The 24205-nt window shown below is 49.3% G+C and carries 20 protein-coding genes; 15 read left to right on the top strand and 5 right to left on the bottom strand.

Translation table 11 applies throughout. The annotated features are described in order from the left end of the window. The first annotated feature begins 472 nt into the window (after window positions 1-472). The 14 genes from hdcC (at window position 473) to FDX24_RS02065 (ending at window position 20277) form a co-directional block, all read left to right on the top strand. Window positions 473-1825, top strand: coding sequence for a histidine-histamine antiporter (hdcC, locus tag FDX24_RS02130; RefSeq protein WP_048213364.1), 1353 nt, complete (start codon window positions 473-475; stop codon window positions 1823-1825). Window positions 1826-1865: 40 nt separating this feature from the next. After that, complete coding sequence (locus FDX24_RS02125; RefSeq protein WP_048213363.1) at window positions 1866-3002, top strand: histidine decarboxylase; 1137 nt, start codon at window positions 1866-1868, stop codon at window positions 3000-3002. Window positions 3003-3214: 212 nt separating this feature from the next. Beyond that, window positions 3215-4597 (top strand): amino acid permease, encoded by a 1383-nt coding sequence (locus tag FDX24_RS02120; RefSeq protein ID WP_233608869.1) that lies wholly within the window; start codon window positions 3215-3217, stop codon window positions 4595-4597. Further along, window positions 4594-5862, top strand: a complete 1269-nt coding sequence (gene hisS, locus FDX24_RS02115; RefSeq protein WP_048213361.1) for a histidine--tRNA ligase — start codon at window positions 4594-4596, stop codon at window positions 5860-5862. The genes FDX24_RS02120 and hisS overlap by 4 nt, the downstream gene beginning before the upstream one ends. Window positions 5863-6010: 148 nt before the next feature. Beyond that, window positions 6011-7849: an ATP phosphoribosyltransferase regulatory subunit gene (locus tag FDX24_RS02110; RefSeq protein WP_048213360.1), complete on the top strand. Its 1839-nt coding sequence runs from the start codon at window positions 6011-6013 to the stop codon at window positions 7847-7849. 674 nt (window positions 7850-8523) lie between these two features. After that, entirely contained in the window at window positions 8524-9462 is a 939-nt protein-coding gene (tdcA, locus tag FDX24_RS02105) for a transcriptional regulator TdcA (RefSeq protein ID WP_048213359.1), read from the top strand. Window positions 9463-9560: 98 nt separating this feature from the next. Then, the gene (gene tdcB, locus FDX24_RS02100; protein WP_048213358.1) at window positions 9561-10550 is read left to right on the top strand and encodes a bifunctional threonine ammonia-lyase/L-serine ammonia-lyase TdcB; all 990 of its coding nucleotides are present in this window, start codon (window positions 9561-9563) and stop codon (window positions 10548-10550) included. Between the two features lie 22 nt (window positions 10551-10572). Further along, window positions 10573-11904, top strand: coding sequence for a threonine/serine transporter TdcC (gene tdcC / locus FDX24_RS02095; protein WP_005131699.1), 1332 nt, complete (start codon window positions 10573-10575; stop codon window positions 11902-11904). A gap of 31 nt (window positions 11905-11935) precedes the next feature. Next, entirely contained in the window at window positions 11936-13144 is a 1209-nt protein-coding gene (tdcD, locus tag FDX24_RS02090) for a propionate kinase (protein WP_137363756.1), read from the top strand. 28 nt (window positions 13145-13172) lie between these two features. After that, window positions 13173-15467, top strand: coding sequence for a formate C-acetyltransferase (gene pflB, locus FDX24_RS02085; RefSeq protein WP_048213356.1), 2295 nt, complete (start codon window positions 13173-13175; stop codon window positions 15465-15467). A 13-nt stretch (window positions 15468-15480) separates the two neighbouring features. Further along, a complete protein-coding gene (locus FDX24_RS02080; RefSeq protein ID WP_048213355.1) occupies window positions 15481-15876 on the top strand; it encodes an enamine/imine deaminase in 396 nt (131 codons plus the stop codon). Window positions 15877-15963: 87 nt separating this feature from the next. Continuing rightward, window positions 15964-17328: an L-serine ammonia-lyase gene (tdcG, locus tag FDX24_RS02075; RefSeq protein ID WP_061068663.1), complete on the top strand. Its 1365-nt coding sequence runs from the start codon at window positions 15964-15966 to the stop codon at window positions 17326-17328. Window positions 17329-17610: 282 nt separating this feature from the next. Further along, window positions 17611-18942, top strand: a complete 1332-nt coding sequence (locus tag FDX24_RS02070; protein WP_048213353.1) for an amino acid permease — start codon at window positions 17611-17613, stop codon at window positions 18940-18942. A 24-nt stretch (window positions 18943-18966) separates the two neighbouring features. Continuing rightward, window positions 18967-20277: a serine dehydratase subunit alpha family protein gene (locus tag FDX24_RS02065; protein ID WP_137363755.1), complete on the top strand. Its 1311-nt coding sequence runs from the start codon at window positions 18967-18969 to the stop codon at window positions 20275-20277. A 54-nt stretch (window positions 20278-20331) separates the two neighbouring features. Here the strand turns inward: FDX24_RS02065 and FDX24_RS02060 are convergent, their stop codons facing one another. Continuing rightward, window positions 20332-20481 (bottom strand): hypothetical protein, encoded by a 150-nt coding sequence (locus FDX24_RS02060; protein WP_086523462.1) that lies wholly within the window; start codon window positions 20479-20481, stop codon window positions 20332-20334. Window positions 20482-20507: 26 nt separating this feature from the next. Continuing rightward, window positions 20508-21209 (bottom strand): pirin family protein, encoded by a 702-nt coding sequence (locus FDX24_RS02055; RefSeq protein ID WP_101742427.1) that lies wholly within the window; start codon window positions 21207-21209, stop codon window positions 20508-20510. A 104-nt stretch (window positions 21210-21313) separates the two neighbouring features. Here FDX24_RS02055 and yhaJ point away from each other — a divergent pair, with 104 nt between their 5' ends. Then, a complete protein-coding gene (gene yhaJ / locus FDX24_RS02050; RefSeq protein ID WP_048213350.1) occupies window positions 21314-22210 on the top strand; it encodes a DNA-binding transcriptional regulator YhaJ in 897 nt (298 codons plus the stop codon). Window positions 22211-22247: 37 nt separating this feature from the next. On the opposite strand, the gene FDX24_RS02045 is transcribed toward yhaJ, so the two are convergent. From FDX24_RS02045 to FDX24_RS02035, 3 genes are all read right to left on the bottom strand, one after another. Then, window positions 22248-22613 (bottom strand): DUF805 domain-containing protein, encoded by a 366-nt coding sequence (locus FDX24_RS02045; RefSeq protein WP_048213349.1) that lies wholly within the window; start codon window positions 22611-22613, stop codon window positions 22248-22250. Window positions 22614-22737: 124 nt separating this feature from the next. Continuing rightward, on the bottom strand, window positions 22738-23724 hold the full coding sequence (yqjG, locus tag FDX24_RS02040; RefSeq protein ID WP_137363754.1) for a glutathionyl-hydroquinone reductase YqjG: 987 nt from the start codon (window positions 23722-23724) through the stop codon (window positions 22738-22740). 71 nt (window positions 23725-23795) lie between these two features. Beyond that, window positions 23796-24188, bottom strand: a complete 393-nt coding sequence (locus FDX24_RS02035; RefSeq protein ID WP_048213347.1) for a DoxX family protein — start codon at window positions 24186-24188, stop codon at window positions 23796-23798. Between the last annotated feature and the right edge of the window lie 17 nt (window positions 24189-24205).

Here is a 24205-nt window from a genome sequence, read left to right as displayed (position 1 = left end):
AATCCCGCTCCGGCGGGGTTTTTGCTTTGTGTGGCGTAGCCCACAGGAAGTCATCATTCTGTCCGTTGTAACATAAATTATGTTCTCTCCTTTGAATTGCCATCTTCTACTTTATTCATATCAGAAATACCCGTTTTTGGCGTGATAAACAGGGTGTCTTTAAATTACTCATGATCTTTAACATTAAAGCAATACCATCAACAAAAAATTACATTATTAATAAATGATCGTCGTGATTTTTTTCTGATTATTTTAGTGTCGCCTTTTCTTTATTCAGGTCGAATAAAAGGGGACAGAGTCAATTACTAATAAAATGGTTAAAAAGTGAGCGGAAAAACCGCTCAAAAAAAATTGATTCATTATTATTTTTGATTGTTGTCACAATAATGGACATTTCTATTCATAACAATGACCCACGAATTCAGTACGAATTTCCACTTATTGCAAAATTTTAAATTAATAGGAAACCATTATGGGAACAGTAAGCTCAGGCTCTGCTCATAAAATGGGAGTCATTGCCCTAACGTTAGTGACTGCATCAAATATGATGGGGTCTGGCGTATTTATGTTGCCAACTAATCTCGCAGGCATAGGCTCCATCTCAATATGGGGATGGGTATTTACCATCATCGGTGTTATTGCACTTGCATTAGTTTTCGCTAAAACCAGTTTAATTACACCTCGTACCGGCGGTATCGTTGCTTATGCCAGTGATGCCTTCGGCCCATTCATTGGGTTTCAGACAACAATGTGCTATTGGATCAGCGCATGGGTAGGTAACGTTGCATTATTGGTCGCAGGTGTCGGCTATCTCAGTTTCTTTTTCCCGGAGCTTAAAAATCCAACTTACGGTTGTATTGCCGCAATTATTATTCTGTGGGCATTTGTTTTCCTTGCTAGTTTTGGTGCCAAAGTTGCGGGGCGGGCACAATCCTTTACCGCAACCTGCGGGTTAATCGTAATATTAGGCGTAGGATTTATTGGGTGGTTCTGGTTTAACCCGTCGCTCTATACTGAAGTTTATAATGGAACGGGACATAGTGATTCCTCGGCAATTATTTCTGCTGCGTCGATTGCGCTATGGGGCTTCCTTGGTATTGAATCTGCAGTCGTTTCTACCGGTCAGGTCGAAGATCCAGAACGCACGGTTCCTCGGGCTACCGTTATGGGGTTATTAATCGCTTCCGTATGCTATGTTGGTAGCTGCACCGTTATTATGGGGTTGGTACCACATAATGTTCTGGTAGATTCAGCCGCACCTTTTGCTGATGCCGCACGCTATATGTTCGGTAATACGGCAGGGAACATTGCTTCCGCACTGAGCATCATTGCCTGCTTTGGCTCAATTTCAGGTTGGTTGATACTTCAGTCAGAAGGCCCGCGCGCAGGTGCTCAACAAGGACTTTTCCCGAAATTCTTTGAAGAAACCAACAAGCAAGATGTCCCGATGAAAAGCCTCGTTTTTACCGGTGTATTAATGAGTATTGTCTTGCTTCTGACGGCATCTCCGAATCTGGCGAAACAATTCCAGGCTGTAATCTTAATGTCGGTATTTGCTTCACTTCTGCCATATATGTACGCCCTGATTTCGCTTCCAATTATCCTTGTTTCAAAGAAAGCCAATCGTGGAAGATCGTTTATGTTTTACTGCACGTTGGTTGTTATTGGCATGATTTACTGCATTTTTGCTTTGCTTGGTTCTGGCAGCGACTCCATATTCTGGGGCATCTTGATGATGATGGTAACCATTCCATTGTTCTCATTTGTTGCTGCCGGGCGTAGTAAGAAAGGTCAGGATATTCTTTATTTAGATAAACGTATCTAAACGTATCCAACTGTATTGGTTTTATCCACGGGAGTTTAAAATGACATTATCTATTGTCGATCAGAATAAGCTCGATGCTTTTTGGTCATATTGCGTAAAAAATCAGTATTTTAATATAGGTTATCCGGAGTCAGCCGACTTCGATTACACGATACTGGAACGGTTTATGCGTTTCTCCATAAATAATTGTGGTGACTGGGGGGAGTATTGCAATTATTTGCTGAACTCGTTTGATTTTGAAAAAGAAGTAATGGAGTATTTCGCCAGTATTTTCAAAATCCCATTTGAAGAAAGCTGGGGCTACGTTACCAATGGGGGAACTGAAGGTAATATGTTTGGCTGCTATCTGGGGCGTGAACTGTTTCCAGAAGGTACGCTTTATTACTCGAAAGATACTCATTATTCCGTTGCGAAAATTGTTAAGTTGTTGCGTATTAAATCAAGTCTGGTGGAATCACAGCCGAATGGTGAGATGGACTATGATGATTTGATTCGTAAAATCCAACGCGATAACGAAGAACATCCGATTATTTTTGCAAATATCGGCACAACCGTTCGTGGCGCTATTGATAATATTGCTGAGATCCAACAACGGATTGGTCAACTGGGTATCAAACGTGACGATTATTATCTACACGCTGATGCTGCGTTGAGCGGTATGATTTTGCCGTTTGTGAACGATCCGCAGCCTTTTAACTTCGCTGATGGTATTGATTCTATTGGCGTTTCAGGCCACAAAATGATTGGTTCGCCTATTCCCTGCGGCATCGTGGTAGCGAAAAGGAAAAACGTTGATCGGATTTCTGTCGAAATTGATTACATCTCTGCACACGATAAAACCATTTCTGGTTCTCGTAATGGCCATACACCGCTAATGATGTGGGAAGCTATTCGCAGCCATTCCTGGAGCGACTGGCAACGCCGCATTGAACATAGCCTGAATATGGCGCAGTACGCAGTCGATCGCTTACAGGCTGCTGGTATTGATGCCTGGCGCAATAAAAACTCTATTACCGTGGTTTTCCCTTGTCCGTCAGAAGCCGTCTGGAAGAAGCACTGTCTGGCCACCTCCGGTGACATCGCTCACCTGATTACCACTGCGCACCACCTTGACTCCAGCAAGATTGATGAGCTGATTGACGATGTGATTGCTGACCTGAACCAGCAGGCCGCATGAAGAAAGGGCAGTGATAATCATCACTGCCCTCAGGGGCGGCGCAACCGATGCCGAGACCAATCATTATCGGTTGCGTCTATCAGGCTCTGTTCTTACAGAGCCTTCAACGAGATTAACGCTTTACCGATGGGTTGTAACGACAAACTTTGGCCCTGGACATGCGCGGGAGGAGTCCCGTTCATCTCACTATGATCTATTAAATGAGGACTGGCATGGATAAATGTTGCGCGAAGACAAACCAAATGGGTCTGCTTGCGCTGACCATGATGACAGCATCAAATATGATGGGTAGCGGTGTGTTTATGCTGCCTGCCACGCTTGCGAGAATAGGTTCAATCTCTGTCTGGGGATGGGGACTCGCGTTTTTAGCGATTGCTGCCCTGGCACTCATTTTCTGCAAAATGAGTGAGTTATTTCCGCGCAATGGCGGCATCATAGCCAGTATTTCTGCCAGCTTTGGCCCCTTTATCGGCCTACAAATGACATTGTTCTATTGGTTGTCAACGTGGATTGGCAACTGCGCGCTGCTGTTAGCCGGCGTGGGATATCTCTCTTTCTTCTTCCCGGTATTACACAACCCACTTTATGGTACGACAGCATGCATTGTGCTGCTTTGGTGCTCTGTTCTTTGGGGATTACGTGGAGCGAAACGGGTTGGCTATATGCAAATGTTCACGGGCAGCTGCATGGTGCTGGTGATCCTCAGCATCGGCGTCATGGGCTGGGGACATTTTGACGTTGCGCGTTATCAGGCAGCCTGGAATCTTAGTGGCGTCAGTGATCATCAGGCAATCATTAACGCGGCAACTATCTCATTATGGGGTTTTCTGGGCATTGAATCTGCATCTGTCTCGTTTAGCCAAGTGAAAAACCCACGCCGCACAATACCTCTGGCCACCTTGTTAGGGCTGGGGCTCGCTGGGTTATGTTATGCCAGTTCAACCAATGTCATGATGGGGCTACTCCCCCATGATGTGCTGATGAACTCCTCCTCTCCTTTTGCCGACAGCGCAAAAGCAATGTGGGGAAGTACGGTTGGAGCGATTATTTCAGCCATGGTCGTTATCGCTTGCCTCGGGGCGATGCCTGGTTGGCAAATCCTGCAAACTGAAGTGCCCAGGGCTGCGGCGGAAGATAATTTACTCCCTGCTTTTTTTGCCCGTACTAACCGCCATGGTGTTCCCTGGTGTGGGTTGATTTTTACTGCAGCGCTGATGACTGCGCTCCTGCTATTCACATTGTCGCCAAATCTGCAGAACCAGTTCCAGAGCGTGATTACATTGGCCATCTCTGCCAGCTTACTCCCCTATGCATTTGCTGCAGTATCACTGCCGGTCATGATAGTTGTTCATCGCCGGGGAGGTGATGCCAGTTTCTGGAGTTATTGCTGCCTCAGCCTGGTTGCGTTGAGCTTTATTGCACTGGCGCTAATGACAGAGAGTGCCTCTACCGTGGTATGGGGCATTATTTTACAGATGATCACCATCCCTCTTTACCTTCTTTATGTTGCCCGGCGCCATCGTCTGAACAAGGGTGTCCCGCAGCACAATTTGACTGAACAATCTTTTTCTTTATTAAGCAAGGAGTTGTCATGAGCAAAATTCAGGCTATACGAGGTATGCGCGATGTGCTGCCTGACGAAACACCAATGTGGCAGTGGCTGGAGCGTAAATTTCATCAAATGGCGTTTCGTTATGGATACCAGGAAATGCGTCTGCCGCTCCTGGAGCCCGTTGCGCTCTTTGAACGTGCGGTGGGTGAAGCGACCGATATCGTCTCAAAAGAAATGTACGATTTTACCGATAAAAGCGGTGAGCATATTACCTTGCGTCCGGAAGGGACCAGCGGATGTATGCGTGCGGTCCTGGAAAATAACATGTGTTACAACAAGTCACAGCGTTTGTGGTATCAGGGACCGATGTTTCGTTACGAGCGACCGCAAAAAGGGCGGTTACGCCAGTTCACGCAGTTTGGCGTCGAAGCCTTCGGAATGTCCGGTGCCGATGTTGATGCTGAACTGATCTTTATGGTGCGCGATCTATTTGAAGATTTAGGCATATCACAGAACGTCCGGCTGGAAATTAACTCATTAGGGACGCCGGAAGAACGCCAGGCACATCGCAGGGAACTGGTGAGTTGGTTTACTCAACATAGAGACTTGTTGGACGAAGACAGCATCAAGCGTCTGGACGTAAACCCTCTGCGTATCCTCGATAGTAAAAACCCTGAAATGCAAGAAATGATAGAGAACGCACCTCGTTTACTGGATTTTCTGGAGGATGATTCACAGCGGCATTTCAATACGTTGCGGACTCTGCTCGACAATGCCGATATAACCTATCACATTAACCCACGCTTGGTGCGCGGGTTGGATTACTATTCACGCACTGTTTTTGAATGGATTACCGATGATTTAGGTTCTCAGGGGACAGTCTGCGGTGGTGGTCGTTATGATGGTCTGGCTGAGTTATTTAATGGTAAGAAATTGCCCGCCTGTGGGTTTGCCATAGGTATCGAACGATTGTTGCTTCTGCTGCAGACTGTTTATGACGGTCTGAATCCTCAGTGGCAATTCCATCCTGACGTTGTGATTACCAGCGAGCTGGAGGATGGGGGCATACAGGTGCAAGTGCTGGCTTGCGCGCTTCGTCGAGACTTGCCTGGTTTGCGTGTCCTCACTGATTGTAGCGGTACCAAACTTAAACGACAGCATCAAAATGCCCTTAAGAGCGGTTGTCGTTTTATTCTGACCATTAATGCTGATCAACAAATTCGTCTTTGGGATTTACAAAATAACCAGCAAAATCTACTAGCGATTCAAGATATTGCATTACGACTTGATGAGCTTAACCAGAAATAAGTGAACTGGGCTATCAAAAGGGCATCTTGTTGTCTTTTGGTAGCTCCTGTAAGATTCTCTAGAAATCCTAATATATTAACAGACGTGGCTTATGCACTAATAAAAAACACTATTTAGCCAACTTAAATATTATTTAAACATTATTCCTATGCCACGAAAAAACCGATTATTTATCGATGGAATTCCTCACCTCGTGCAATTGTGCGGGCATAATGATGAAACTATTTTTAAAGGTGAAGAAGATTACCAGTATTTTTATCAATGCGTCGACACTGCAATGAGTATCTATGCGGTAAGATTACATGCGTATTCACTTTCATCAAAGAAAATATTTTTATTTCTGTCCGCTCCTGATAAAGAATGCCTCGGGCGTTTTATGCAATATATCGCCAAAGGTTACACCCACTACTTCAACCACCGTCACCAACGCCATGGCACGCTTTGGGATAGTCGATACAATTGCTGCCCCGTCGAACCCAACGCCTATTTCTTACTGACAAAAAAATACGTTGAATGCCATTGCGTGGATGAAACTCCGCATCATAGTTTTGCTGATTCCCCCGAAGTGCGGATCACTCCCCACGAAGAGTACCTGCGCCTCGGAGAAAATGCGGCGCAGCGTTCCGGTGCCTACCAGCGCTTTTGCCTGGGGATGATTGTTCCGGCAGTCATTACGCGTATTGAGTCATCACTGGCGCAAAACTGCCTACTGGCAACGACACCTTACTCTCAGTCGCTGGAAGAAAAATATCAGCGGAATCTGCGGCCACGAAAAAGTGGTCGTCCACGTAAGCATTACCAGAACCCCGCCGCGGACTGGGAGTGGCTGGAAAAAAAAGCGGAGTATTTATTGCAGCAGTATTGCTACAAGGAGATCCGCATGCCGCTTCTTGAAAGGCTGGAAGAAAACGCTACGAGGTCTTTTTCCGGTGAAAGTGATGAGCTAATGCTTAATCATCAGGCGTTATTTCGCGGTGATGGAACGATGGGCTGTCTACGGCTTTTATCGCAATATCAGAATTTACAAATTGGCACACGATTATGGTATCTGGGGGCAATGTTCCGCCGTCAGAACCAGCAGAACATCAGCCAATTTCATCAATTGGGCGTGGAAGCGTTTGGCTATCCAGATATTGGCATTGAGATTGAACTCATTTCCTTACAGTACGATTTTTTCAAATCGCTACAACTGTTGCCGTTTGTCGAACTCAAAATCAATACATTAGGCAATGTCGAAGAGTTCACTCAATTTCGCCGTCACTTGCAGCAATACTATCAGCCGCTGGCATCACTGCTTAATGCCAGGCAGTTAGCTTGCCTGGAGCAACATCCTGAGCGCTTACTGAGTGATAAAGATAATTTGATGCTGCGCCTGGCAGAAAAGGCGCCGCAACTTGAAGCATGCCTGTCATTACAATCCCGTCAGCGTTTTACGCACCTTTGCGACTCACTGACTGCACTGAATATCCCTTTTACCCACGATAAAAATCTCTTCCCCGTAAATGACTATAACGACCAGCTTTTTGAATGGTATGCGGATTCGTTGCATCACAATAAATTACTGTGTCGGGGCGGGCGTTACGACAATAGCGCCAGTCGGCTAATTGGGCATCCTGTCTCTGCATGCGGCTTCGCTTTCATGCTGGAACCGATTATGCAGTTGCTTACCGCTACGAAAAAAAGCAGCGATTATGCTAAGCATGTCGATGTTGTCATCATACCCAGCCAGGAACGGGCACGGGATCAGGCAATACTACTTGGCCGCCGGCTCAGGCGTAATTTCCCGCATTTGAGCATTGTCAATGACTGCTCCACGCTACGCTTATCGACCCGGCAGAAGAACGCGCAACGCCAGGGAGCACGTTTTATTTTGCTTATAGACGGCAGCGACAATGAGGTCACTTTTTGTGATGAAGAAAACCATTGCTGGGTGCAAATCCCCCTTCATGAAGTGACAGCGCATTTAAGTATGGCGTTAATGATGTAACCCGGTGGCTCGCAATGAGAAGTGGCATTCCCTTTATTGAAGGGGATAACGTTCTTTATCTGGTAAAAGGTACTGGTGGATATTTCCCGTTTTGTGACAACCAACACAAAACGCTGTGCGATACGTTTTTCTCGAGAATAAATGAACGCAATCGATCGCCATCACAAAATTACTCGCTGATAAATCGTACAAAACCAGTGTTAATATAATGTTGCATATGATAATTTTATGTATGATTTGGTTTAAATATTAATAAATGCAATGTTTCTTTACAAACAAATAAGGCGAAAAAATGTGATGCATGGCGTTATTTATTCATGGTTACAATTAAAATATAATTAAATTTGATAAGTTGCTTATTAAATTTAAGCATCATTTTGCCGGATAATTGCTCTGTAATTGATTGAAATATAGCCTTTCACGATTTTTGGAAATAGCGGGAAAAACAGGTGTGTTATTGCCATAAAATTCCGTTATCCCCCCATCTTTTTTTGATTAAAGTCAGGTTAAAGTGAGATCGTGTTTTTATAATTTGTTGATTATAAAGAGTTTTATTGTTTAATAATAATCTTACAAAATGTAAGTGAAGGGGATTTGTGAGTGGTCGCACATATCCTCGATTGCTTAATTTGGTACACTTCCTGCCGTCAACAAAGTAATTAACGCAGGTCGATATGAATACTATTACTCTCCCTAAAACACAGCATTTAGTGGTCTTTCAGGAAGTCATTAGAAGTGGTTCTATCGGCTCGGCTGCAAAAGAATTAGGTTTAACTCAACCCGCTGTCAGCAAAATCATTAACGATGTTGAGGCTTATTTTGGCATTGAGTTAGTCGTACGTAAAAATACCGGTGTGACACTGACCCAGGCAGGTCAGGTGATGCTTTCATGGTCTGAATCCATTACCCGCGAAATGAAAAACATGGTTGATGAGATGAACAGCATGACCAGCAACGCGGTCGTTGATGTGTCGTTTGGCTTCCCTTCACTGATCGCCTTTACCATCATGTCCGGCATGATAAAAAAATTTAAAGAGGTGTTCCCGAAAGCGCAGGTTTCCATGTATGAGGCTCAGCTCTCCTCTTTCTTACCTGCGGTACGCGATGGGCGTCTGGATTTCGCCATTGGTACGCTGAGCGATGAGATGAAACTGCAGGACCTCCATGTTGAGCCGCTTTTTGAGTCAGAGTTTATTCTGGTGGCCAGTAAGTCCCGAACATGCACCGGCATCACCTCGCTGAGCGCGTTGAAAAACGAACAGTGGGTGTTGCCACAAACGAATATGGGTTACTACAGCGAACTTCTCACCACGTTACAAAATAATGGCATCAGCAGTGAAAACATCGTTAAAACAGACTCCGTTGTCACGATTTATAATCTTGTTCTCAATGCTGATTTCTTAACAGTAATTCCCTGTGATATGACCGCCCCATTTGGTTCAGACCAGTTTATTACTATCCCGGTAGAAGAAGCCTTACCGGTTGCACGTTATGCCGCCGTTTGGTCTAAAAATTATCGAATAAAAAAAGCAGCATCTATTTTGGTTGAATTAGCCAAAGAATATTCATCATATAATTCTTGTAGGCGAAAGCAATTAATTGAAATTGATTAAAGATTGAACTTGTTTTAATGAGAAATTAACGCCATCGGTCTATATCAGACGTTGGTCACGGCTATCTATTTACTTTAATACCCAGGTAAGAGGTTCTAATGCACATTACATACGATCTCCCAGTTGCAATTGAAGATATCCTCGAAGCGAAAAAAAGACTGGCGGGGAAAATTTATAAAACGGGAATGCCTCGCTCTAACTATTTTAGTGAACGTTGCAAAGGGGAAATTTTCCTCAAGTTTGAAAACATGCAGCGTACCGGTTCATTTAAAATCCGTGGCGCTTTTAACAAGCTCAGTTCCTTAACTGAAGCAGAAAGAATGAAGGGCGTGGTGGCGTGTTCTGCGGGTAACCATGCACAGGGCGTTTCTCTCTCCTGCGCTATGCTCGGTATCGACGGCAAAGTGGTGATGCCAAAAGGCGCGCCGAAGTCTAAAGTGGCGGCAACCTGCGATTATTCCGCAGAAGTTGTGCTGCACGGCGACAACTTCAACGACACCATCGCGAAGGTCAGCGAGATTGTGGAAACGGAAGGCCGTATCTTTATTCCGCCATACGATGACCCGAAAGTTATTGCGGGCCAGGGAACGATTGGCCTGGAAATTTTAGAAGATCTGTACGATGTCGATAACGTGATTGTACCAATTGGCGGTGGCGGACTGATTGCGGGTATTGCCGTAGCAATTAAATCTATCAACCCAACAATTAGAATTATTGGTGTGCAGTCTGAAAACGTTCACGGCATGGCGGCATCTTTCCACGCTGGAGAAATAACCACGCACCGAACGACCGGCACCCTGGCGGATGGTTGTGACGTCTCTCGCCCGGGTACTTTAACGTATGAAATTGTTCGTGAGTTGGTGGATGACATTGTCCTGGTCAGCGAAGATGAAATTCGCAACAGCATGGTGGCATTAATTCAGCGAAATAAAGTTGTGACTGAAGGTGCCGGTGCGCTGGCATGCGCAGCATTATTAAGCGGGAAATTAGATAGCTATATCCAGAACAGAAAAACAGTCAGCATTATTTCTGGCGGTAATATCGACCTTTCTCGTGTATCTCAAATTACTGGTTTAGTTGACGCTTAATATACTTCGTTGAGGATAGGATATGAGTACTACTGATAGCATTGTATCCAGCCAGACAAAACAGTCGTCCTGGCGCAAATCGGACACCACCTGGACACTGGGTTTATTTGGTACAGCCATCGGCGCAGGGGTGCTGTTCTTCCCTATCCGCGCAGGTTTTGGCGGACTGATCCCCATTCTGATCATGCTGGTGTTAGCATACCCCATCGCCTTCTATTGCCACCGTGCGCTGGCACGCCTGTGTCTTTCCGGTTCTAATCCTTCCGGTAACATCACAGAAACGGTTGAAGAGCACTTTGGTAAAACGGGCGGCGTGGTTATCACGTTCCTCTACTTCTTTGCGATTTGTCCGCTGCTGTGGATTTATGGCGTCACCATTACCAACACCTTTATGACCTTCTGGGAAAACCAGCTGCAGATGCCCGCGTTAAACCGTGGCTTCGTGGCACTGTTCCTGCTGCTGTTGATGGCATTCGTCATCTGGTTCGGTAAAGATCTGATGGTTAAAGTGATGAGCTACCTGGTATGGCCGTTTATCGCCAGCCTGGTGCTAATCTCTCTGTCACTGATTCCTTACTGGAACTCTGCGGTTATCGATCAGGTTGATCTCAGCAATATCGCACTGACTGGCCATGACGGCATCCTGGTTACCGTATGGCTGGGTATTTCCATCATGGTGTTCTCTTTCAACTTCTCGCCAATCGTTTCTTCCTTCGTGGTCTCTAAACGCGAAGAGTATGAGAAAGATTTCGGTCGCGAATTTACCGAGCAGAAATGTTCCAAAATCATCTCCCGCGCCAGTATGCTGATGGTTGCCGTGGTTATGTTCTTCGCCTTTAGCTGCCTGTTTACGCTGTCTCCGGCAAATATGGCGGATGCGAAAGCACAGAACATTCCAGTACTGTCTTACCTGGCGAACCACTTCGCGTCACTGTCCGGTACGAAGTCCACCTTCGCGACCGTTCTGGAGTACGGTGCTTCTATCATCGCCCTGGTCGCTATCTTCAAATCTTTCTTCGGCCACTATCTGGGTACGCTGGAAGGTCTGAACGGTCTGGTGCTGAAGTTTGGTTACAAAGGCGATAAAACGAAAGTTTCCGTCGGCAAACTGAACACCATCAGCATGATCTTCATCATGGGCTCCACCTGGGTTGTGGCTTACGCCAACCCGAACATCCTGGACCTGATTGAAGCAATGGGTGCGCCGATTATCGCCTCACTGCTCTGCCTGCTGCCGATGTATGCCATCCGTAAAGCGCCGTCACTGGCGAAATACCGTGGCCGTCTGGATAACGTGTTTGTTACCGCGATTGGTCTGCTGACCATCCTGAACATTGTCTACAAACTGTTTTAATCCATAAGCTCAGGATGAGCGGAGTAGTGAAATGAATGAGTTTCCGGTAGTACTGGTTATTAACTGTGGTTCATCTTCCATTAAATTCTCAGTGCTGGATGCAGCAAACTGTGAAGTTTTACTGGCGGGAATTGCAGACGGTATTAACTCTGAAAATGCGTTCATAGCAATTAATGGAGGAGAGCCAGCTAAGCTGGCTCACCACAGCTACGAAGACGCATTAAAAGCCATTGCCGTTGAACTGGAGAAACGTAATTTAATGGACAGCGTGGCCTTAATTGGCCACCGCATTGCCCACGGCGGAAATATCTTTACCGAATCAGCCATTATTACTGATGAAGTTATCGAAAATATCCGCCGGGTCTCTCCTTTAGCACCGTTACATAATTATGCGAACTTAAGCGGAATCGAATCTGCTCAGCATCTTTTCCCTGGCCGGCAGCAGGTTGCGGTATTTGATACCAGCTTCCACCAGACAATGGCGCCTGAAGCGTATATGTACGGTTTACCGTGGAAATATTTTGAGGAGCTGGGTGTTCGTCGTTACGGCTTCCACGGCACGTCGCATCGCTATGTTTCTCAACGTGCGCATGAGCTGCTTGAGCTACCGCATGATGATTCTGGCCTGGTTGTGGCTCACCTCGGGAATGGGGCGTCTATCTGTGCGGTGCGTAATGGACAGAGCGTGGATACCTCGATGGGGATGACGCCTCTGGAAGGCCTGATGATGGGGACACGCAGCGGTGATGTGGATTTCGGTGCGATGGCGTGGATCGCCAGTGAAACCAACCAGACGCTAAGCGACCTTGAACGCGTAGTGAATAAGGAATCTGGCCTGCTGGGTATTTCCGGTTTGTCGTCCGACTTACGTACGCTGGAAAAAGCCTGGCACGAGGGACATGAGCGTGCGCAACTGGCGATTAAAACGTTTGTGCATCGTATCGCGCGTCATATCGCCGGGCATGCCGCATCGCTGCATCGTCTTGATGGGATTATTTTCACCGGTGGTATAGGTGAAAACTCGGTATTAATTCGCCGCCTGGTGATTGAGCACCTTGCTGTTTTAGGCGTGAATATCGACAGTGAAATGAATAGTCTGCCAAATTCCCATGGCGAAAGAATTATCTCCAATAAAGATGCTCGTGTTGTTTGTGCGGTAATTCCCACAAACGAAGAGAAAATGATTGCGCGTGATGCCATTGCGTTAGGCAAAATTAATACACCAGTAGAATTTGCATAATTAATTTTCAGCAGAGAGATTATTTTTCATGAAGGTAAATATCGATACCAGCGATATGCTGTATGCCGAAGCCTGGAATGGCTTTAAAGGTACGGACTGGAAAGAAGAAATTAATGTCCGTGATTTTATTCAGCACAACTATACACCTTATGAAGGGGATGAATCTTTCCTCGCCGAAGCCACGCCTGCGACCACAGCATTGTGGGAAAAAGTCATGGCGGGCATCCGTATTGAAAACTCGACGCATGCGCCGGTTGATTTTGATACCAATATTGCGACGACAATTACCGCACACGATGCGGGTTATATTGAACAGGAACTGGAAAAAATCGTCGGTCTGCAAACGGATAAGCCACTCAAGCGTGCTCTGCATCCGTTTGGCGGCATCAACATGATCAAAAGCTCTTTTGATGCTTATGGCCGTGAAATGGATGCTGATTTTGAGTACCAGTTTACTGAACTGCGTAAAACCCATAACCAGGGTGTATTCGACGCCTACTCTCCGGATATGCTGCGCTGCCGTAAATCCGGCGTGCTGACCGGTCTGCCGGACGGCTATGGTCGTGGCCGTATCATCGGTGACTATCGCCGCGTCGCGCTGTACGGTATCCGCTACCTGGTGCGCGAGCGTGAACTGCAGTTTGCCGACCTCCAGTCGAACCTGGAGTGGGGGCAGAATCTTGAAGCCACGATTCGCCTGCGTGAAGAGCTGTCTGAACATCGCCGCGCCCTGCTGCAAATGCAGGAAATGGCGGCGAAGTATGGCTGCGATATCTCCCGCCCGGCGCGTAATGCGCAGGAAGCGGTGCAGTGGGTGTACTTTGCTTATCTGGCTGCGGTGAAATCGCAGAACGGCGGCGCGATGTCGCTGGGTCGCACCGCATCGTTCCTCGACATCTACATTGAGCGCGATTTCAAAGCGGGAATTTTAGACGAGCAGCAGGCGCAGGAGCTGATCGACCACTTCATTATGAAGATCCGTATGGTACGCTTCCTGCGTACGCCGGAATTCGACACCCTGTTCTCAGGCGACCCTATCTGGGCGACCGAAGTTATCGGCGGTATGGGGCTGGATGGCCGCACGCTGGTGACGAAAAACTCGTTCCGCTACCTGCATACGCTGCACACTATGGGCCCGGCACCTGAGCCGAACCTGACGGTGCTGTGGTCTGAACAGCTACCGATTGCCTTCAAAAAATATGCCGCCCAGGTGTCGATCATCACCTCGTCTTTACAGTACGAAAACGACGATTTGATGCGTGCCGACTTTGACAGCGATGACTATGCCATTGCCTGCTGCGTCAGCCCGATGGTTATCGGCAAACAAATGCAGTTCTTCGGCGCACGTGCCAACCTCGCCAAAACGTTGCTGTATGCAATCAACGGCGGCGTGGATGAGAAGCTGAAAATCCAGGTCGGGCCGAAAACAGCACCGCTGATGGATGACGTGCTGGACTACGACACGGTGATGGAGAGCCTGGACCACTTTATGGACTGGCTGGCCGTGCAGTACATCAGCGCGCTGAACATCATCCACTACATGCACGACAAGTACAGCTACGAAGCCTCGCTGATGGCGCTGCACGATCGTGATGTCTATCGCACGATGGCCTGCGGCATGGCGGGTCTGTCCGTAGCGGCGGATTCTCTGTCGGCTATTAAGTACGCCCGCGTGAAACCGATTCGCGATGAAAACGGCCTGGCAATTGATTTCGAAATCGAAGGCGACTATCCGCAATACGGCAACAACGACGAGCGCGTGGACAGTATTGCCTGCGACCTGGTCGAACGCTTTATGAAGAAAATTAAGGTGTTGCCAACTTACCGTAACGCGGTGCCGACGCAGTCCATCCTGACCATCACTTCCAACGTAGTGTACGGACAGAAAACCGGTAACACGCCGGACGGACGTCGCGCAGGTACGCCGTTTGCGCCAGGGGCGAACCCGATGCATGGCCGCGATCGTAAAGGTGCGGTGGCGTCGTTAACCTCGGTCGCCAAACTGCCGTTTACCTATGCCAAAGACGGTATCTCGTACACCTTCTCCATTGTGCCGGCAGCGCTGGGCAAAGAGGACAGCGTACGTAAAACCAACCTGGTCGGTCTGCTGGACGGTTACTTCCATCATGAAGCACATGTGGAAGGCGGGCAGCATCTGAACGTTAACGTCATGAACCGTGAAATGTTGATGGATGCCATTGAGCACCCGGAAAACTATCCGAACCTGACGATCCGCGTGTCTGGCTATGCGGTGCGCTTCAACGCGCTGACCCGCGAACAGCAGCAGGATGTTATTTCACGTACTTTCACCCAGGCGCTCTGACGCCGGAGGGACTATGAGAAAAGTTATTGCAACCGAATGTGCGCCAGGGGCGATTGGGCCTTACGTACAGGGTGTGGATCTGGGCAGCATGGTATTGACGTCAGGTCAAATCCCGGTGTGTCCACAGACCGGTGAAGTGGCGGAAAACGTAGCCGATCAGGCGCGTCAAAGCCTGGAGAACGTGAAAGCGATTGTCGAGTCTGCAGGTTTGAAAGTGAGCGATATCGTGAAGACCACCGTTTTCGTTTCCGACCTGAACGACTTCGCCACCATCAATCAGGTGTACCAGCAGTTCTTTGATGAGCATAAGGCAATCTACCCTACGCGCAGCTGCGTGCAGGTCGCCCGCTTACCAAAGGATGTGAAGCTGGAGATTGAAGCCATCGCCGTACGTGGCGACATGCTGTAATCCCTTGCGGGGCGATCTCAGGATCGCCCCGATCCTTAATGAGTGTGAAACCTGGTCTTCACTGAACGGCAATCCGAGGGTGTGGATATGATTAGCGCATTCGATATTTTCAAGATTGGCATTGGACCTTCCAGCTCCCATACCGTGGGGCCAATGAATGCAGGTAAAAGCTTTATTGATCTGTTGGTCAGCAGCGGGGAACTTCCCAGGGCCACACATATTGTGGTCGATCTTTATGGATCGCTTTCCCTGACCGGAAAAGGTCATGCGACAGATGTCGCCATCATGATGGGGCTGGCCGGTAACAGTCCGCAAAACGTTAATATAGATTCAATCGCTGGTTTTACTCAGGAAGTAGCCCGTACCGGACGTTTACCGGTGGCAGAGGGCACGCATATTGTCGATTTCTCCCCAGACGAAAATATTCTCTTTCACGCCGAAACGCTGCCGCGCCATGAAAATGGTATGCGTATCACCGCGTGGAACGGCAGCGAGACGCTGTTAAGCAAAACCTATTACTCCGTCGGCGGTGGTTTTATCGTTGAAGAGGAGCAATTTGGTCAGGCGCATGATGTTGAAGCACACGTGCCCTACAATTTTCATTCCGCCAGCGAACTGCTGAAACTGTGTGAGCGCAACGGGCTGTCTGTTTCCGGCCTGATGATGCAAAACGAACTGGCGATGCGCAGCAAAGAAGAAATCGATGCTGGCTTTGCTGCCATTTGGGACGTCATGCATGCCGGGATTGAGCGCGGCATGAATACCGAAGGTGTGCTTCCGGGCCCGCTTAATGTACCGCGTCGCGCCGTGGCACTGCGTCGGCTGCTGGTTTCCAGCGACAACCTGTCCAGCGACCCGATGAACGTCATTGACTGGATCAACATGTTCGCGCTGGCCGTGAGCGAAGAAAACGCCGCCGGGTGTCGGGTGGTGACTGCACCGACCAACGGTGCATGCGGGATTATTCCCGCCGTCCTGGCCTATTACGACAAGTTCCGCCGTCCGGTGAATGCCAACTCCATCGCCCGTTATTTGCTGGCCGCGGGGGCGATAGGTGCGCTGTATAAGATGAATGCCTCGATTTCGGGTGCCGAAGTCGGCTGCCAGGGGGAAATTGGCGTAGCCTGTTCAATGGCGGCTGCCGGGTTGACAGAGTTGCTTGGCGGTAGCCCGTCTCAGGTGTGTATTGCGGCGGAAATCGCTATGGAGCATAACCTGGGCCTTACCTGCGATCCGGTGGCCGGGCAGGTGCAGATTCCGTGTATTGAACGTAATGCGATCAACGCAGTGAAAGCCGTCAACGCCGCGCGCATGGCGCTACGTAGGACGTCAGAACCACGCGTTTCGCTCGATAAAGTGATCGAGACCATGTATGAGACGGGCAAAGACATGAACGACAAATACCGTGAAACTTCACGTGGAGGCCTGGCTATCAAAGTTATTTGCACTTAACTGAATTTGTGTTTATTTCTCCTTTGGGCGCACTTGAGTGCGCCCTTTTTTTGTTGTGATCTGCTTCAAAAATAGAAAATAATCCCATTTTGTAAATATAAAATAGAATAATTTTATTAAACATCATGAAATGAAGGGGTATTTATGTGAAGTTTTTCTCTGACCCTCGGCGTATGATTTCTCCATTCAAACGAACTCGCCTGCACGACTCGTACCGCGTATCGCATTGATGCGGAACGGAAAAATAATAAAACCTTACCCTACATTTTGAGCGAGATTTTTATGGAAACGGCAACGAATAACAGCGTAATACTCGACGCATCAGCGCCTGCGCGTCGGGCGGGAATGACCGAAAGCGAATGGCGGGAAGCTATTAAGTTCGACAGCACGGATACCGGCTGGGTCATTATGAGTATCGGTATGGCGATTGGTGCGGGGATTGTTTTTCTTCCTGTCCAGGTCGGGTTGATGGGGCTGTGGGTGTTCTTGCTGTCCTCTATCATTGGCTACCCAGCCATGTATCTGTTCCAGCGCCTGTTTATTAACACGCTGGCGGAATCTCCGGAATGCAAAGACTACCCGAGCGTAATCAGCGGCTATTTGGGTAAAAACTGGGGCATCCTGTTAGGCGCATTATATTTTGTGATGCTGGTAATCTGGATGTTCGTCTACTCCACGGCTATCACTAACGATAGCGCCTCTTATCTGCACACTTTTGGCGTTACTGAAGGTTTACTGTCCGACAGCCCGTTCTATGGCCTGGTGCTGATTTGCATCCTGGTGGCCATCTCGTCACGCGGAGAAAAACTGCTGTTTAAAATCTCCACCGGCATGGTGCTGACCAAGCTGCTGGTGGTGGCTGCGCTTGGTGTATCGATGGTGGGAATGTGGCATTTGTATAACGCGGGCTCACTGCCGCCGATGGCGCTGCTGATCAAAAACGCAATTATCACGCTGCCGTTTACCCTGACTTCAATTCTGTTTATTCAGACGCTAAGCCCGATGGTTATTTCGTACCGCTCTCGTGAGAAATCGATTGAGGTGGCACGCCATAAAGCTCTGCGTGCTATGAACATCGCATTCGGTATTCTGTTTGTCACCGTCTTTTTCTACGCCGTTTCCTTCACGCTGGCGATGGGGCATGACGAAGCGGTTAAAGCCTATGAGCAGAACATTTCCGCTCTGGCGATTGCTGCGCAGTTTATCAGTGGTGATGGTGCAGGTTGGGTGAAAATCGTCAGCGTTATCCTGAACATTTTCGCCGTGATGACCGCCTTCTTCGGTGTTTACTTAGGCTTTCGTGAAGCGACTCAGGGGATCGTAATGAACGTGCTGCGCCGCAAAATGCCAGCCGAGAAAATCAACGAAACCCTGGTTCAGCGCGGCATTATGGTTTTCGCCATCCTGCTGGCCTGGAGTGCAATTGTGCTCAATGCGCCGGTGCTGAGCTTCACCTCTATTTGTAGCCCAATCTTCGGCATGGTGGGCTGCTTGATCCCGGCCTGGCTGGTCTACAAAGTTCCTGCATTGCACAAATACAAAGGCGCCTCTCTGTACCTGATTATCGTCACCGGCCTGTTGTTGTGCGTTTCTCCGTTCCTGGCATTTTCCTGAGTTATCTGAGCAAGGGTTGTTGTTATGTTTGAGACTACATTGAATCCATTATGGGATAGTTTTATTCGCGCGGTGCAGGAAGAAGTAAAACCTGCGCTGGGTTGTACTGAACCTATCTCTCTGGCTCTGGCTGCGGCCGTCGCTTCTGCTGAGCTGGACGGCGCGGTGGAACGCATTGATGCGTGGGTCTCACCAAACCTGATGAAAAACGGCATGGGCGTTACCGTGCCGGGTACCGGGATGGTAGGTCTTCCCGTAGCGGCTGCGCTGGGGGCTTTGGGGGGAAATGCCGAGGCTGGGTTAGAAGTACTGAAAGACGCGTCGCCACAAGCGATTGCTGATGCGAAAACGATGCTTAACGCAGGGAAGGTTGCTGTGATGCTGCAGGAGCCTTGCGAGGACATCCTCTTTTCCCGCGCGAAGGTGTACAACGCTGAAGGATGGGCGTGCGTGACGATTGTCGGCGGTCATACCAACATTATGCAAATCGAGACCAATAACGGCGTGGTGTTCACAACAGAACAGAACGCTGAGGAAGAGAAGCAAGAGTCACCGCTGGCGGTACTGTCTCACACATCGCTGGAAGAGATTCTGGCGTTCGTAAACGCGGTACCGTTTGAGTCAATCCGCTTTATTCTTGATGCGGCAAAACTGAACGGTGCGCTGTCTCAGGAAGGACTGCGCGGCAACTGGGGCTTGCACATCGGAACTACGCTGGAGAAGCAGTGCGCCCGTGGTCTGCTGGCGAACGATCTCTCCACTGCCATTCTTATTCGTACCAGCGCGGCATCGGATGCGCGAATGGGCGGGGCGACGCTGCCGGCCATGAGCAACTCCGGTTCTGGTAATCAGGGGATTACCGCCACCGTCCCAGTGATGGTGGTAGCTGAGCATTTTGGCGCAGATGAGGAGAAACTGGCGCGTGCGCTGATGCTGTCTCATCTGAGCGCTATTTACATCCATCATCAGCTTCCGCGTTTGTCTGCGCTGTGCGCGGCAACCACGGCCGCAATGGGCGCCGCGGCGGGGATGGCATGGATCGTGGATGGTCGCTACAACACCATCGCGATGGCGATCAGCAGCATGATTGGCGACGTGAGTGGGATGATTTGCGATGGCGCCTCGAACAGTTGCGCAATGAAAGTCTCTACCAGTGCGTCAGCAGCCTGGAAAGCGGTACTCATGGCGCTGGACGATACCGCAGTGACGGGGAATGAAGGCATTGTGGCGCATAACGTGGAGCAATCTATCTCTAACCTGTGTGCGCTGGCGTGTCGTTCGATGCAGGAAACCGATAAGCAGATCATTGAGATCATGGCCAGTAAGGCACATTAATCTCCTGGCCGGGTAAGGCGGAGTCGTCACCCGGCCTAAGTCAAAGCCGCCTTTTCAGGCGGCTTCTTCATCTTCCAGCCGTAGCTCAGCATCGGCCACAATCGCTTCCAGCTCTGTCAGCATTTCTTCATAGCCGAAGGGAACTGTCTCCCGTTTTTCCGGCGCAGCCTGCGGCTGGCGTTTTTTTGATGACTTCTTGCTCAATAGTCGTACTCCCTTGATTCCAATGACTATACGGGCAAATCTATCAGCAAAGCGCGCAATGGGGTATCGGCAACTAACGTTATGTTAGTTTCATCACGAATAAATGCGCCATCACCGCAGGTAAGTGCCTCTTTCTCGGCACCTGAAGTGACCGCGTGGAACGTGCCATGGATCGACTGCAAATACGCGCGAGGTCCATGTAACTGAAAACTCAGTGATTCACCTTTTTGCAACTCAACATGATGTACCCAGACCTGCTGGCGAAGATGCAGGCTACCCTGTTCACCGTCAGGTGAAGCAAGCAGTTGATGTTTGCCGGCATTCAGCGTCGCTTTTTGCACGCAGGTGTTTTCGCGCTGCGGGCAGGCGTCCAGCCATAGCTGCATTCTGGTCAGGGGCTTATCTTTGCTGATATTGTGCTCGCTGTAGCTGATCCCAGGTTGCGTAGCGAGCAGTAACACCTCTCCGGCTTTGGCCTGAATATGGTTACCTTCGCTGTCGCGATACTCTGCTTCCCCTTCGAGGATCAGATTGACGATATCAACCTTTGGATAGGTACGTGGCTGGAAAGAGGCCCCCGGTGCCAGAACTTCCTGGTTCAGAACACGCAGCGAGGCATAACCCAGCAGTTTAGGATCAAAATAGTGTCCAAAGGAGAAGGTATAACGGGCCTGCAGCCAGCCGTAGTCTGCTTGCCCGCATTGTTTGGCTGTACGGGTAGTAATCATAGTTCTTGACCTCTCTTTACTTCCTTTTATGTTAAATGGCTAGACGCTGCATTGTTAGCCAGATATTCTGCCCGGTATGTTCAAATTTCCTGAATGAGAACGAGATGGCCAAAGAACGGGCTTTAACGCTTGAAGCGTTACGCGTCATGGACGCAATAGACAGGCGCGGCAGCTTTGCCGCCGCGGCAGATGAACTGGGACGCGTACCTTCCGCCCTCAGCTACACCATGCAGAAACTGGAAGAAGAGCTGGACGTGGTGCTGTTTGACCGCTCAGGTCACCGCACAAAATTTACCAACGTCGGGCGTATGCTGCTTGAACGTGGCCGCGTGTTGCTGGAGGCTGCGGATAAACTGACGACCGATGCTGAAGCACTGGCCCGTGGTTGGGAAACGCATCTGACGATTGTCACTGAAGCGTTGGTGCCAACGGCGGCATTCTTCCCGCTTATCGACCGCCTTGCCGGAAAGGCGAACACGCAGCTTTCCGTCATCACTGAAGTGCTGGCCGGGGCGTGGGAGCGTCTGGAGCAAGGGCGGGCGGATATCGTGATCGCGCCGGATATGCATTTCCGCTCATCCTCAGAAATTAACTCGCGCAAGCTGTACTCGCTGATGAACGTCTATGTGGCGGCGCCGGATCACCCGATCCACCAGGAGCCGGAACCGTTGTCAGAAGTCACTCGTGTGAAATACCGGGGCATAGCGGTGGCGGATACTGCCCGTGAGCGCCCGGTGCTGACAGTTCAGCTTCTCGATAAACAACCACGCCTGACGGTGAGTACGATAGAAGATAAACGCCAGGCGCTGTTGGCTGGACTTGGCGTGGCGACGATGCCATACCCGCTGGTGGAAGCGGATATTGCGGCTGGCCGGCTGCGTGTGGTTAGCCCGGAATCGACAAACGAAATAGATATCATCATGGCCTGGCGTCGGGACAGTATGGGCGAAGCGAAGTCCTGGTGTTTGCGGGAAATCCCCAAGCTGTTTGCCGGGAAATAAGAAATACGCCCCTTCAACGGAAGGGGCGTATTTAAATTCAGGACAACTGTTTGGGGTCAGCGCCGAAGCGGTTGCTCCCCGGTGTGCCGTTTTGACAGTTGAAAATAATGATGACCAACCAGCCGACGATCGGGATCAGCAGCACCAGTAGCCACCAGGCTGAACGGTCGGTGTCATGTAAACGCCGGAACTGTACCGCCCACCACGGTATAAAAACCAGAATTGCATAAATCGTTGTTAATACGCCTTCTCCCCCGGTGCGTTGCCAGCCAAACATCCTGTCTAACACGCTCAGCACGAACGTAAAGATGATGTTGACCAAAATAAACATCCAGTACTCTTTGCGCCGTGCACGACCACCAAAACCAAAGTAGTTCTTTAATACGTTTAAATACCAATCCATTTTCGCCTCGTTCTGCGTTCAATTACTTGTTTTTAAAGCAATCAAATTAAGAATAGCTGCGAATGGAATGCTGGTAAATGTTTGTGGTATTAATTATTTGGCCCCAAACGGAGACCTGTGTAAATTATGCAAAACGGCTGTCACGTCCATGAGGTTCGCTGAGGTCCTGCCACGGGCCGATTGAAATAATGCCGGTCGGGTTGATCGTTTTGTGGCTACGGAAGTAGTGATTGCGGATGTGATCGAAATTGACGGTCTCCGCAATGCCTGGCATTTGGTAGATATCACGCAGAAAGCCGTACAGATTCAGGTAGTCACTGATGCGGTGTTTGTCGCACTTGAAGTGGGTGACATAAACCGGATCAAAACGTACCAGCGTGGTCCACAGGCGAATATCGGCCTCGGTTAGCTGGTCGCCAGCCAGGTAGCGACGCTGACCCAGGATCTGCTCCAGTCGAGCCAGCGATTGAAAGACTTTCTCTACGGCGTCGTCGTAAGCTTCCTGGCTGGTGGCAAACCCGGCTTTATATACGCCGTTATTGACGTTGTCATAAATCCAACTGTTCAGATCGTCAATTTTACTTTGCAGAGTCGGTGGATAGTAATCCCCGGCTTTCGCGCCCAGCGCATCAAACGCAGTGTTAAACATGCGGATGATTTCTGCAGATTCGTTGCTCACGATGGTGTGATTTTTTTTATCCCACAGCACCGGAACCGTTACCCGGCCGCTGTAGTGCGGATCGGCGTGTAAATACAGTTGATAGAGAAACTCGTGCTGGTAAAGCGTATCGCCGGTGGCCGCTGGGAAGTTGTCATCAAAGGTCCAGCCGTTTTCCAGCATCAGCGGATTGACAACGGAAACGGAAATAAACGGTTCCAGCCCTTTGAGTTTACGCAAAATCAGCGTGCGATGCGCCCACGGACAGGCCAGAGAAACGTACAGGTGATAGCGGTCTTTTTCGGCGGCGAAGCCACCTTCACCCGTTGGGCCTGGGGCGCCATCCGCGGTGAGCCAGTTACGGAAAGCCGATGCAGAGCGTTGAAATTTCCCCCCGGTTGATTTGGTGTCGTACCAGGTGTCATGCCAGACGCCGTCAATGAGTTGTCCCATAATTTTCGCTCCTCAGATAGCAAAAGCGAGGAGATATCTCCTCGCTTTTTGATGTGTTCAGTATAGTTTGCTTACCACTTTTTATTCAGTACGCGGTCAATACTGAATGCGCCCGGACCGGTGATAGCCAGCAGCAGGAAGCCGCCTGAGATGGTCAGGTTTTTCATAAACATCAGAGAGTTCACACCTTCCGCAAAGTTGCTGTGGAAGAGGAATGCCGTCAGCAGCGTGAAGCCTGCGGTGAACAGCGCGGTAGTACGGGTCAGGAAACCGAACAGAATTGCCAGACCGCCGCCAAACTCAAGCAGAATCACCAGCGGCAACATAAATCCTGGGACGCCCATGGCTTCCATGTACTGTTGGGTACCCGCATATCCGGTGATTTTTCCCCAACCTGCGGTAATAAACAGGATTGGCATCAGAATGCGCGCTACCAGTACACCAACATCTTCTAATTTCTTCATCATACTCTCCAGGAAAC

Origin of the sequence: Citrobacter sp. wls716, from assembly GCF_005280975.1 — a bacterium.
In the GTDB taxonomy this organism is placed as follows: Bacteria; Pseudomonadota; Gammaproteobacteria; order Enterobacterales; family Enterobacteriaceae; genus Citrobacter; species Citrobacter youngae.
The sequence above is the reverse complement of the archived record's forward strand: the minus strand, read 5'-3'. Positions and strand labels throughout refer to the sequence as shown.